This window comes from Pseudomonas sp. LBUM1640, assembly GCF_059716225.1.
Window position 1 is genome coordinate 2,831,390 of the sequence record NZ_CP166816.1, and the last position, 12,228, is coordinate 2,843,617.

Below are 12,228 nucleotides of genomic sequence, written 5' to 3' on the forward strand. Positions count from 1 at the left end.
TGAGTATTGTTCTCATTACCACTAGTGAGACGTTCCTACTTGGAAAAACCGGAAAAGAATTTTCAAGCAGGTTCCATTTCGTGCACGACCTGACCGGCACGCAGGCGTACCAATTGATCGGCGATGTCGAAGTAGCGGTCGTCGTGGCTGATCACGATGATGGTTTTGCCCAGGCGCTTGAGGTCCGGCAGCAGCTCGGTGTAGAAGATTCGGCGGAAAGCCGGGTCCTGGTCGGCGGCCCATTCGTCGAACACCAGCACCGGGCGTTCTTCGAGCCATGCATTGACCAGTGCCAGGCGCTTGCGCTGGCCGGTGGACAGGTCGGTGGTGCTGAAAACGCCGTCTTTCACGCTGACTTTGTGCGCAATTTCCAGGCGTTCCAGGTATTTGGCGGCGCTGTCCAGTGACTGGGTGGCGCTGCCCTGCACCAGGTCGTCGAACAGGTAGTAGTCGGAAAAAATCGTCGTGAACAGTTGGCGGTAGTCGTCGCGCTCGGGGTCGGTCACGGCCTCGCCGTTGAGGCGAATCTCGCCCGCCTGGGGCGGGTAGAGGCCCAGCAGCAGTTTGATCAGGGTGGTTTTGCCGCTGCCATTCTCGCCGACGATGAACACGATATCGCCTTGCTTGATACTCAGGTTGATCGGCCCCAGGTGGAACGGTTCGCTGCCTTCAATCGCCGGCGGGCTGTAGCTTACGCCGCGCAGCTCCAGGCTGTTGACCACCGGTTTCGGTGCTTCGCTGTCATCCATCAGCAGGTGCGGTTCGGGGGAGGAGAAGCGCTCCGACAATTCGCTGATACGGCCAAACGCGATCTTGGCCTTGCCCACTACCGGCAGGTAACCGAGCAGATGTTCCAACGGGCCTTTCATGTACAGCAGTACCAGGACGAAGCCGGTGATCACGGTAGGGTCCGGGTTCGGGTTGTAGGCCTGCATCGCCAGGGCCAGGCCGATTACTACGAAGAACAGCATCGAGCCAAACGTCTTGGCGAGGATGTAGATGTTGACCGAGCGCACCTGGATGTCACTGATGCGGTCGGCGGTTTCCTGGATACGATGGGTGTTCATGCGAAAACGCCGTGGCCGGTGCATGCGCAACTCCTTGGCACCGGAAGCGATCGCGTTGTAATAGCGCTGCAGTTCATCCTCATGGCTGCGCGCCAGATCGAAGCCCTGGATACCCTTGCCGCCGGCGATGAACTGCACGGCACTGCCGATAATGATCGCCACCACCATCATCAGGAACATCGGCACCGACAGATAGGCCAGGTAACCCAGGCAGCCGAGGGTGACCGTGGCGGCGATGGCCAACGGCGTGAAAGCGAAGGAAAAGTCACTGATGGTGTCGACGTCATGGGTCAGCACCGGAATCAGGCGGTGAGAGCGATAGCGCTCGATCTGCCCGATGGGCGCCGAGAGGACTTTTTCGCCCAAGTCTTTGCGCAAGGCGGCGATGATGCGTTGCCCGACGTAGTTGGTGCCGATGTCCGAAATGATCGAGCTGATCAGGGCCAGCACGCACAGCGCCGCAAAGGTCAGGACCACGCCTTGGGTCATGCCGTTGGCCGAATGCAGCGCATTATTGATGGTGGCCAGCAGCAAGGTGATGGCCAAACCGCCCGCCATGCCGAGGGCGACGGAAACCGTCACGATGGTACGAAATGGCCTGAGCAAGGCGAGCAGCCCCTTGAAGGCGCTGCGTTTGGGGTCGGTCATAAATACATCCCGGAGAGTGAAAAGAGGGGCTGGGCACACAGACCCTTACCCATGACAAACGAAGCGTCGGCGCGAGTATTTAGCGCGATGTGCTCGGCGGCAGTGCACAGGGATAAATTGCGGCAGGGCTGGTTCGTTCTTGTGCTGTAGGCGCACGTGTATCGACGCTGTGCGCAGTCCACTCAGCGAGAGCTAAAAATGACGAAAAAGAACCTGGTGTATGTGTGGTCCCTGAGAAATGCCGCTGCCGACAAGGCCGGGCAGCCGGTGGCCTACAAAGACCACGAGCGCTACATGAAGTCGGTGCTGGAATTTCTGGTGGGTTCGCTGAACGACACACCGCTGGGCGAGGCCTATAACCTGGTCGGCGTGGTCTACGACGATGACGAGCAGAACCCGCGGGACCAGCAGTTGGTCCGCGACTACGGCTTTGCTTATAAGCCAGGCCGCCAATGGCTGTACCCGGCCGACTTGCAGGTGCAAGGCCAGCGGGTCAACGACCTGTTGCTGAGCGTGCCGTCTACCTATCGCCGGCTGCCGCGCGGCAGCGCCGAACACATCGCCGGCAAGCAGGATTTCGAGCGTCGCCTGCATGACACCCTGGTGGAGTTGAAGGCCGATATCGTGGTGCTGGATGGTTTGCTGGTGATTCTGGATGAGCTGGTGCGGCCGGGCGCGCCGTTTGCGCGACGCATCATGAACATTCACCCAGGCATTACCCGTATCGAATCGCCTTACGAACGCCGTGGGGCTTACGCCACCTGGAATGCGTTGTACGGCGCGCGTGGGCAAACGGTGGTGGACTGGGCGACCAAGGCCACCACGCCGTCGGAGCCGTTGTACCTCACTGGGGCGTCGTTTCACTACGTGGACAATGGCATTGACTCGGGTGAAGTGTTCCACGACGTGCTGAAAACCGAGATTTCGCCCGAGGACACCATCCTCGAACTGCGCTGGAACAACTTCAACAACAGCCTGTTCCCGGCGTTGCATGAAGGGTTGGCGTTGTTGGCCAAGCAGGCTTGAACATAGCCCTATTGGGTGCATGCAGATCCAAAATGGGGGAGCTGGCTTGCCTGCGATAGGCATAGGTATCTACGCAACTTTTTGTGTGGTGCTGAGCCTGTGGTGGGTTTAGGTAAATTGAGTACATATCCGTTGCTGCGGTAACGGCTTCGTATGGTTCCGCTCTTACAGCGGGTCACTTTTGGCAAACGCCCCAAAAGTAACCAAAAGGTCTTTGCCCCACCACTCGGTGCCTCGCTAAGGCTCGGCATGCCCTCACTCCGGCTTGAATCCGTGGGCCGCCGCGATGGGCCATCCTTGGCCCAGCGCGGCTAACCCGGCGTCCTGCCGGGTTACCCACGGATTCAAGCCTGCGTTCGGCCATCGTGGTTAACGGGGCCTGTCAGATCAAGATCAAAATCTACAGCACGGCGGCCTAGTAGCCGACCTGAGTGGTTGAAGCAAAAGCAGGGCAACAGCACAGCAAAAACAGATCAGAAGCAGAGCTGCTTTTCTGTGGGAGCTGGCTTGCCTGCGATGCGGACACCCCGGTACATCAGGCATACCCAGGTGATGCCTTCGCAGGCAAGCCAGCTCCCACCTTTGACCGAGTACACACATCTACCTGATGTACTGCGATCCAAAATGTGGGAGCGGGCTTGCTCGCGAATGCGGTGTGTCAGTTACAAATAAACTGACTGACACACCGCCATCGGGAGCAAGCCCCCTCCCACATTTAACCCAGTTCAGCTTCCAAGAGCAGGTCGGCCGTCAGGCCGCCTCTGCTTTTGCTTTTGATTCAACCACTCAGGTCGGCTACTAGGCCGCCGTGCTGTAGATCTTGATCTTGATTTTGATCTTAGGCGCCCCGTTAAACCACGCTGGCCGAACGCAGGCTTTGGAGCGGGGGTAAACCGGCAGGACGCCGGTTTAGCCGCGCTGGGCCAAGGATGGCCCATCGCGGCGGCCCCCGCTCCAAAGCCTGCGTGAGGGCACACCGAGCCTAAGCGAGGTGCCGAGTGGTGGGGCAAGAGCCCTTTTGGTTACTTTTGGGGCTCTTTTCCAAAAGTGACCCGCTGTAAGAGCGGAACCAATAGTCGCCGTTACCGCAGCAACGGATATGCACCCAGCGCCCCCCCCCACGACAACCACAGCACTCAACCCGAAAAAAGATGTGTAGATACCTATGGCCATCGCGGGCAAGCCCGCTCTGTTCTTAGAGCTCGCGCACTACCCGAAAGCCAATCCAGTCACCGCGCGTCTGCGGGTAGATGTTATTGCGGTTGCCCGAGCGCGAAAACACCGGCGCTTCGCCCCAGTCATTGCCGCGAATCTGGTAGCTCTCGCAGTTCGGTTCGATCCACGCGCTGCCGTCGGTGGGCGCGCCGACGTAGTTGGGGTGTTCGCAGTCGGCAACCCGCTCGTAGACATTGCCGTGCATGTCGTACATGCCAAACGCGTTTGGCGGGTAGCTGCCGACCGGCGACGAGTAGCTGTAGCCATCCGCCGGGCCATAGGTGTTGGCATGTTCGGCGATGCTGTAGCCCTTGCCTTCATCGAAAGGAAATGGGAACGGACCGGTTGAGCCGGCACGGGCGGCGTATTCACGCTGCGCTTCACTGACCATCTGGTACTTCTGCCCGGTCTTTTTCGACAGCCAGGTCACGTAGTTTTTGATGTCGTCCATGTCCATGCACACCGCCGGCTGGCGCGGGCCTTGCGGGTAGCGCGGCTTGCTGGCGATGCATTCGCGGCCTGGGCGGTCATCACCACTGGCAATCTTGATGCCGGTCTGGCGCACGTATCTGTCCCATTCGCCCGCCGTGACGTGGAAGCGGCTCATGGCGAAGGGTTTGGCGAAGGTCACGTCATGCATCGGGCCTTCGTCGGGCTCGCGGCCGACTTCGTCTTCCGGGGTGCCCATGGTGAAGGTGCCGGCAGGCAGCACGACCATTTCGGGGCAGTCCTTGCAGTCCTTGAATACCTTGCCCGGCTGCGGGGCGGCGGCCTGGGCCAAGCCGGGCAGCAGTGCACCGCACAGGGCGGTCAGCGCCAGGGCAGTCAGGGGGTTGAGTCGGGATGGAGTCATGTGGGCATCTCGTTCAAAGGAAAAAGTGGGGTCACAACCGTTGGCTCAACAGGGTCATGAAGCGCTGGATCTCATCCGAGCTGTTAAGCAGGCCGGGTGAGGTGCGAATCACCGGGCCGACATCGCGGTCCACCGCATCGATCACCACGCGGTTTTTCATCATGTGCGCGACCACGGCTTCGCTGTCCTGGCCCTTGACGCGGAAGAAGGTGAAACCTGCCGACAGCTCAGGGCTGCGCGGCGTGACCAGTTCGATCTGCGGGTGAGCCAGCAATTGGTCTTTGAGCTCGGTGTTGAGTGCGTGAATACGCGCCTGCACCGGCGCCTTGCCCAGTTGCAGGTGCAGCTTGAAGGCCTCGTCCGCCGCCCAGCGATGCTCGAAGGCGTGGTAACCACCGGGTGTCATGGTGGTGGCGAAGTTGGTGTCTTCGGAAAAGGTCGGCACCATCGGCGTGACGTATTTGTTTTCGCTGTCGCGGGCGCAGACCAGCCCGGTGCCGCGTGGGCCGAACATCCATTTGTGGGTGCCGGCGATAAAGAAGTCGCAGTGCATGGCCGGGAAGTCGAGGTTTTCCACGCCGAAGCCATGCACGCCGTCGACCACGTAGAGAATGCGATCCTGCTCGTCACGGTTGCGGTTGAGTTCGTCGACCAGCTTGCCGATCTCACCAATGGGCAGCTTCACGCCGCTGCCGGATTGCACCCAGGTCATGCCCAGCACGCGGGTATTGGGGCGGATGTTGCGCTTGATATTGCCCAGCACTTCGTCGCTGGAGACCTGGCTGGCCTGCTCGAACAGGCGGATTCGGCGCACCTGTGTGCCTTGCCGGGCGACGCGAAAATCCAGCACGTTTTGCGTGGCGTAGTGTTCGTGCTCGGTGGTCAGGATTTCCTGGCCGGGCCGCAGCTTAATGCCGCCGTAGATCATCGCCAGGCCTTCCGATGTGCTGCCGGTGAGCGCGATCTGTGGCGGCTTGGCGTTCAGGTAGCGGCCGGCCCATTCGCGCACCTGGCCTTCACGTTGCCAGGTTTCCTCAAGGCCCCAGTCCATCGCAAGGCCCGGGTTGCGATCGATCTGTTGGCGATAGCGGTCAATCGCTTCGCGCACAGGCCTTGGATGTGAAGTGACCAGGAAGTTGGAAAAGTGCAGGTAGTTCGGGTCCTGGTTGAACAGCTGTTTGAGCCCCGTCCATGGGTCGTTCGTAGCGGCTGCCGGTTCGGCTGCCAGAGCCTGCGGGAGGAGGGCAGCCCCCAACGGCAGGCTGGCGGCGAATACGCCGGCCTGCTTGAGAAATGTACGGCGGTCGGTCATGGACTTGCTTCTAGGTGGTTAGCGGTTGGCCAATGGTTTGGCGGCTTTTTGTACCTGGTCCCACACCCGCAGGAAGTTGCCTCCCCACAGCTTGGCGATATCGGCTTCGGAATAACCGCGCTGGATCAGCTCGGCGGTGACGTTGCGCACCTCGCCGACGTTCTCCCAGCCCTGGATGCCGCCGCCGTCGTTGAAGTCCGACGAGATGCCGACGTGATCGATGCCGATCTTGCGCACGGTGTAGTCGATGGCATCGCCCCAGTCCTTGAGCGTGGCCTTGGGTTCTTCGTCGAGAATGGCGTACAGCCCGCTGGCGTACTGGCCGAACTTTTGCTCGGACCAGGCGGCGATAATTGCGTCGCCAGGCATCAACGCCATGGCCAGGTTGGGCAGCGGCGGCAAATCGAAACGCGCGCGCAGGGCGTTGAGTTTGTCCTGGGTCGGCTGGCTCAGCGGGCGTAAATAGGCCGGGAAGCCCACCACCTGCACCACGCCGCCGCTGTTTTTGATCAACTGCAGCTCTTTGTCGCTGAGGTTGCGCGGGATGTCCACCGACGCCCGCGGCGCCGAGTGGGACGCCACCATCGGCGTGCGGCTCAATTGCGCCACTTGCTCCAGGGCCTTGGTCGACATTTGCGACACGTCGATGATCACGCCCAGGTCATTGAGGCGATGCACCGCTTGCTGGCCGATGGGCGAGAGCCCTTCGAGGGCATCGGTGCTGTCATTGAAAAACGGCAGTGGGCGCGACGAGTCGGACCAGGCGTTGTTGCCGATATAGCTGAAGCCGAACATGCGCATGCCGCGCGCCGCCCACAGGTCCAGTTGGTTCAGGTCGTTGCCCAGCGGGTAGGCGTTGAGCATGCTGATAAACACCGCAAACTTGCCCTCACCATGCAGGCGCCGGAAATCGTCCGGGGTGTAGGCGATGCCGACCTGGTTGGGGAAGTCGCGCACCATGCCGGAGATGATCTTGTAGCGCACCTCCTGCTCATGGCGGGCCTCCTCGACAAAACCCTCGGTGGGTTTGTGCGGCGCGTTGGGGCCGTTCCAGATTTCCGGCCAGCCGAAAATCGTCAGGGCCGCGCCCGACAACCGCCCGCGTGCGGCCTTGGCCAAGTCGAACTGGCCGCTGCCATCTTTATCGGCCTCATTGCCTGCGGTGCCAAAATCCATGGGCACGGTGATGTGGCTGTCGAACGACAGCAGGCGGTCCTGCATTTCATTGGCCTGCTTGATCACCTCCAGCGGGTAACCGGCATTGCCGCGCAACCAGTAATCCCAGGCCAGGTAGCCAGCCCCGGCGCCGATGGCCAATGCCAATGGCAGGCCGATAAACAGCGCCTTTTTTGAACGTGATTTTGTCATTGCCATCTCAGTCAGTTGAGGCCTTTGCTATCAGGGAAGAACGAGCCATGGCGGGGGAAATTTAGGCCTGGGTGGCATGGCGGTAAATTTCTCGGCGTTGCAAACGTTCTAGCTCTGATTAAGCCGTTTCCTAAGGTAGACAATGACGATCTCTCGACGTGGGTTCATCGCAGGCCTGGCGCTGACCGGCGCCGCCGTGCCGGCGGCCTTTTATGCCCATCGCGAGCTGACGCGTGAAGAAGAATTCCCCATTACTCCGGGCGAGGCCACGGTAGATTTGGCCGACATCGAAGGCCAGCACCTGGCGAACATTTTGCGTGGTGTGTGGAGCCTGCGCCTGGAAGGCCGCGATGCCGGTTTAAAAGGCTTACCGCTGCAAGGCCTGGAACTGCTGCTGGACATCGCCCCGCGCGGGCGTGGCCTGCGCGGTTACCTGGACACTGCCGAGAACCTGCGCGCCGAAGGTGAGCCGCGCTACCGCGTGCTCGGTGACGTGCTGACCGGCGAGGGCGCCGTGCTCTACTGGCGCCTGATCGACCGCGATGCGGCCAACGGTGCGCCGGCCTATGAGTTCAAGATGACTCTCGACGAAGTCTGGGCCGACTTCGCCAACGCCGGCAGCAGCACCCTCAGCGGGCAGATCCTCAACCTCGACCGCCCCTTGGCGTTGACCGAGCGCGACAACCGCTTTATCGCCCACAAACAGCTGTTTCCTGAAGCCCGCCAACGCATTGGCCTCAACCCGACGCTGCTGGCCTGGCTGATTGCGCCCGAACACCGCCTGTTTCACCAGCTGTGGCATGCCACCCGTGACCAGTGGCACAAACTCTCACAAGACAAGCGCGACGCCCTGCGCGGCATCGGCTGGCAACCCGGGCCGCGCGGCGAGGAGCGCGACGCCCGTGGCAAGCGCAAGGACCGCAACGGTTCGGGTATCGACTTTTTTTTCATGCACCGCCATATGCTCGGCACTGCACGCTCCATGCAAGACCTGCCGTCGTGGCCGCAATTTCCTGAACCGCAGCCGGCGCTGGAGCGTGATCGCCTGGGCTTTGTGCGTTACTTCGACAACCACGACGGCTTTTCACTGCCGCCCGGTTGGTCGGCACCGGATGACGCCGACTACACCCAGTGGGTCGGCGATATCAAGGCGGCCGAGACCTATCACAGCAACTTCCAGGTCTGGGAGTCGCAATACCGCGACCCGCGTTACCTGGCCAAACTGACCCTTGGGCAGCTCGGTTCCGAGATGGAACTGGGCCTGCACGACTGGCTGCACATGCGCTGGGCGTCGGTGCCCCGTGACCCCTCCAACGGTGCGCCGGTGCCGTTCGCCCGCGACCCAGCGGACTTTGCCGCGCGCTGGTACGCGGCGGAGAATGACTTTCTCGGTGACCCGTTTTCATCCCATGTAAACCCGGTGTTCTGGCATTTTCACGGCTGGATCGATGACCGCATCGAAGACTGGTTCCGCGCCCATGAGCGCTTCAATCCAGGCGAAGTCAGCCGGCTTGAGGTCAACGGCGTGGCCTGGTTTGCGCAGGGGCGCTGGGTAGAAGTGGGCGACCCATGGCTGGGCCCGGACACTCACGGTTGCAGCACCACGCCGGGGCTGCAGATGGGCCGGTCGATGGAGATGGACCCGGAGACCATGAAACTGGCGTTGCGCATTACCTTCGCGGCCGAAGACGAGGGCCTGCAGGCGTTGTTCAAGCGTGTGCCGAGGCGGCCCTGGTATGCGCGGCACTTGAAGGTCAAGTAACGCCTGGGACGTTTGGCCACAGGTCCGCCACCAGGAACAGGCGTTCGGCTTCCTCCCAATCCTCACCGTTGCGAACCAGCCGCACCAATAGCTGCGCGGGTGCCATGGGGTCCAACTCCGCCAGCCAGCCTTGCATCTGTTCCTCACTCCATACTTCAGGTTGCGCGTAATACGCTGGCGCCAGCCAGGCGTGCCTGGGCAAGGGTTGCCAGCGGCCCGACGGGCTGCCACGGACGAACGCCGGCCAATCGCGCTGATGCAGCCAGCGCCCGCGCAAATGCTGGGGATGGGCGCCGTGGGGTGATTCAGCCTCGCCGGGCCAGGGGTAGAGCAAGTACCCGCCCAGCCAAAGATGCGCATCAAACTGCTGGATATCCAGCGTTGCCAGCGCTTCGCGGCTTTCCGGGCGTGCCGAAATCGGCAATTGATGCTGGGCAAGGTGGGCCAGCTTGCGGTCCAGCCGGTCATGGCAGCCGGGGCCCAGCCATTGCGCGGGGTCCTGGCCGTTGCCGTGCTGCGGCCCCAGATAGAGTTTGATCGCCAGTTCCAGATGGTGCACGCCATCGCGGTCGCGCAGCAGCATGTCCAGCTCACCCAAGGTATGCCCGGCCCGGCGGATCGGCAGGTTGGCGGCGAGCAGTTCCACGCCCGGCGCGTGCTGCACGGCAAATTGCCACAGGCGCTCGTAATACAGGCCCAGGCGCCGCGTGCGGGCAAGGCTTAGCCAATGCTGCAAGGCGCTGCTGTCTTGATCGAGCGCACGTAACCATTTCTCCAGCAGATGCGGGGCCTGCACCCAGTCACTGCCGGCCAGCGGGTGGCGCTGCGGCCAGGGCGTTTGCGCGAGCATTGGCGGGGCGAGCATCACCCACGCCAAGTCGCGCACTTCGGGGTGGCGCAGTTGGCGGGGCAGGTTGTGCAAATCCGGGAACACAGTCATGGTCCGAGCATAGCCTTTTAAGCGTAGTGCAGGTGGCTGAGAACCATTGTCATCAAGCCTTCACGGCGACAAAGGATTTTGCCTGACGCGGCCTTTCGCCCATAATCGTTGTTTTTCGCCACACCCCAATCCCGCAGGAGCCCCATGGAGCAATTTCGCAATATCGGCATTATCGGTCGCCTGGGCAGTACCCAGGTGCTGGACACCGTCCGCCGACTGAAAAAGTTTCTGCTCGAGCGCCACCTGCACGTGATCCTCGAAGACACCATCGCCGAAATCCTGCCGGGCCATGGCTTGCAAACCTCGTCGCGCAAAATGCTCGGCGAAGTCTGCGACATGGTCATCGTGGTCGGCGGTGACGGCAGCCTGCTCGGCGCGGCCAGAGCCCTGGCGCGGCATAACGTGCCGGTGCTGGGGATCAACCGGGGCAGCCTGGGGTTCCTTACCGATATTCGCCCGGATGATCTGGAAGTCGAAGTGGCCAAGGTGCTCGACGGCCATTACCTGGTGGAAAACCGCTTCCTGCTGCAGGCCGAAGTGCGCCGCCACGGCGAAGCCATCGGCCAGGGCGATGCACTCAACGACGTGGTGCTGCACCCCGGCAAGTCCACGCGGATGATCGAGTTCGAGCTGTATATCGACGGCCAGTTCGTGTGCAGCCAGAAGGCCGACGGCTTGATCGTGGCCACGCCCACCGGTTCTACGGCCTATGCGCTGTCGGCGGGTGGCCCGATCATGCACCCCAAGCTGGATGCCATTGTGATCGTGCCGATGTACCCCCATATGTTGTCCAGCCGGCCAATTGTGGTCGACGGCAACAGTGAGCTGAAAATTGTGGTGTCCAAAGACATGCAAATCTACCCGCAAGTCTCCTGTGACGGGCAGAACCATTTCACCTGCGCCCCCGGTGACACCATCACCGTGAGCAAAAAGGCGCAGAAGTTGCGGTTGATCCACCCACTGGATCACAACTACTACGAAGTGTGTCGTACCAAGTTGGGCTGGGGCAGCCGCTTGGGGGGTGGAGGCGACTGATGCTCGATCCCGCGCGTAGCTACGACCTGATTGGTGACGTGCACGGTTGCGCTCATACCCTTGAGCACTTGCTTGACCGGCTGGGCTACCACAAGCAGGGCGGCACCTGGCGTCATCCGTCGCGCATGGCGGTGTTCCTCGGCGATATCATCGACCGTGGCCCGCGCATTCGCGAGGCGCTGCATATCGTCCACGACATGGCCGAGGCCGGCCAGGCGCTGTGCATCATGGGCAACCACGAGTTCAACGCGCTGGGCTGGAGCACACCCGCGCCGCCGGGCAGTGGCAAGCAGTTCGTGCGCGAGCACAACCCACGCCACGCGCGGTTGATCCACGAAACCCTGACCCAATTTGAGCATCACCCGGCCGACTGGCACGACTTCCTCGGCTGGTTCTACGACATGCCGCTGTTTGTCGACGCCGGGCGTTTCCGTGTGGTGCATGCATGTTGGGACGAGGGCTTTATCCAGCCGCTGCGCGCGACATTCCCGGATGGCTGCATCGACCAGCACTTCCTGCAGGCCGCCGCCGTGCCGGGCAGTTTTGCCTGCAACGCCTTCGACCGTTTGTTGCGCGGCACCGACATGCGCCTGCCGGATGGCCTGACGCTGACCGGTGGCGATGGCCTGACGCGCTCGTTCTTTCGCACTAAATTCTGGGAAGACGACCCGAAAACCTACGGCGACATCGTGTTCCAACCCGATGCACTGCCGGAGCCGGTGGCGCGTACGCCGCTGTCGTCGACCGAAAAAAATTCCCTGCTGCGCTATGGCGTCGACGAACCGATGTTGTTCGTCGGGCATTACTGGCGCAGCGGCAAACCGGCACCGATCCGCGAAAACCTGGCCTGCCTGGACTACAGCGCCGTGCTGTACGGCAAGCTGGTGGCGTACCGGTTGGACCAGGAAACCCAACTGGATCCGCGCAAGTTTGTGTGGGTCGATGTTGAACGGCCGGAGGTGATCACATGAGCCTGCGCGTACCGTCACTGAACTTTTAAGG

At 61.8% G+C, this 12,228-nt stretch carries 9 protein-coding genes; 4 read left to right on the forward strand and 5 right to left on the reverse strand.

Features of this window, described 5'->3' with window-relative positions; all coding sequences use genetic code 11:
* Window positions 1–62: 62 nt before the first annotated feature.
* Window positions 63–1,715 (reverse strand): cyclic peptide export ABC transporter, encoded by a 1,653-nt coding sequence (locus tag ACA065_RS12755; protein WP_497694820.1) that lies wholly within the window; start codon window positions 1,713–1,715, stop codon window positions 63–65.
* Between the two features lie 198 nt (window positions 1,716–1,913).
* On the opposite strand from ACA065_RS12755, the gene ACA065_RS12760 reads away from it, so the two are divergent.
* Window positions 1,914–2,741 carry a N(5)-hydroxyornithine transformylase PvdF gene (locus ACA065_RS12760; RefSeq protein ID WP_497694821.1) on the forward strand — a complete coding sequence of 276 codons (828 nt, stop codon included), beginning with the start codon at window positions 1,914–1,916 and terminating at the stop codon, window positions 2,739–2,741.
* A gap of 1,195 nt (window positions 2,742–3,936) precedes the next feature.
* Here the strand turns inward: ACA065_RS12760 and pvdO are convergent.
* From pvdO to pvdM, 3 genes are read right to left on the reverse strand one after another with little or no spacing between them, the layout of a single operon-like run.
* On the reverse strand, window positions 3,937–4,809 hold the full coding sequence (pvdO, locus tag ACA065_RS12765; RefSeq protein ID WP_497694822.1) for a dihydropyoverdine dehydrogenase: 873 nt from the start codon (window positions 4,807–4,809) through the stop codon (window positions 3,937–3,939).
* Window positions 4,810–4,840: 31 nt separating this feature from the next.
* A complete protein-coding gene (gene pvdN, locus ACA065_RS12770) occupies window positions 4,841–6,121 on the reverse strand; it encodes a pyoverdine-tailoring periplasmic protein PvdN (RefSeq protein WP_497694823.1) in 1,281 nt (426 codons plus the stop codon).
* An 18-nt stretch (window positions 6,122–6,139) separates the two neighbouring features.
* Window positions 6,140–7,489, reverse strand: a complete 1,350-nt coding sequence (gene pvdM, locus ACA065_RS12775) for a pyoverdine-tailoring dipeptidase-like protein PvdM (RefSeq protein ID WP_497694824.1) — start codon at window positions 7,487–7,489, stop codon at window positions 6,140–6,142.
* Window positions 7,490–7,631: 142 nt separating this feature from the next.
* Between pvdM and pvdP the strand changes: the two genes are divergently transcribed.
* A complete protein-coding gene (gene pvdP, locus ACA065_RS12780) occupies window positions 7,632–9,251 on the forward strand; it encodes a pyoverdine maturation tyrosinase PvdP (protein ID WP_497694825.1) in 1,620 nt (539 codons plus the stop codon).
* On the opposite strand, the gene ACA065_RS12785 is transcribed toward pvdP, so the two are convergent.
* Complete coding sequence (locus ACA065_RS12785) at window positions 9,244–10,191, reverse strand: DUF1853 family protein (protein ID WP_497694826.1); 948 nt, start codon at window positions 10,189–10,191, stop codon at window positions 9,244–9,246. The genes pvdP and ACA065_RS12785 overlap by 8 nt on opposite strands.
* Window positions 10,192–10,335: 144 nt before the next feature.
* Between ACA065_RS12785 and ACA065_RS12790 the strand changes: the two genes are divergently transcribed.
* Window positions 10,336–11,226: an NAD(+) kinase gene (locus ACA065_RS12790; protein ID WP_010210870.1), complete on the forward strand. Its 891-nt coding sequence runs from the start codon at window positions 10,336–10,338 to the stop codon at window positions 11,224–11,226.
* Window positions 11,223–12,197, forward strand: a complete 975-nt coding sequence (locus ACA065_RS12795; protein ID WP_497695338.1) for a metallophosphoesterase — start codon at window positions 11,223–11,225, stop codon at window positions 12,195–12,197. The genes ACA065_RS12790 and ACA065_RS12795 overlap by 4 nt, the downstream gene beginning before the upstream one ends.
* Window positions 12,198–12,228 lie beyond the last annotated feature (31 nt).

Bases quoted from the DNA above. Each gene is read 5' to 3' on its own strand.
- ACA065_RS12755 (WP_497694820.1), bottom strand. From the start codon at position 1,715: ATGACCGACCCCAAACGCAGCGCCTTCAAGGGGCTGCTCGCCTTGCTC.
- ACA065_RS12760 (WP_497694821.1), top strand. From the start codon at position 1,914: ATGACGAAAAAGAACCTGGTGTATGTGTGGTCCCTGAGAAATGCCGCT.
- pvdO (WP_497694822.1), bottom strand. From the start codon at position 4,809: ATGACTCCATCCCGACTCAACCCCCTGACTGCCCTGGCGCTGACCGCC.
- pvdN (WP_497694823.1), bottom strand. From the start codon at position 6,121: ATGACCGACCGCCGTACATTTCTCAAGCAGGCCGGCGTATTCGCCGCC.
- pvdM (WP_497694824.1), bottom strand. From the start codon at position 7,489: ATGACAAAATCACGTTCAAAAAAGGCGCTGTTTATCGGCCTGCCATTG.
- pvdP (WP_497694825.1), top strand. From the start codon at position 7,632: ATGACGATCTCTCGACGTGGGTTCATCGCAGGCCTGGCGCTGACCGGC.
- ACA065_RS12785 (WP_497694826.1), bottom strand. From the start codon at position 10,191: ATGACTGTGTTCCCGGATTTGCACAACCTGCCCCGCCAACTGCGCCAC.
- ACA065_RS12790 (WP_010210870.1), top strand. From the start codon at position 10,336: ATGGAGCAATTTCGCAATATCGGCATTATCGGTCGCCTGGGCAGTACC.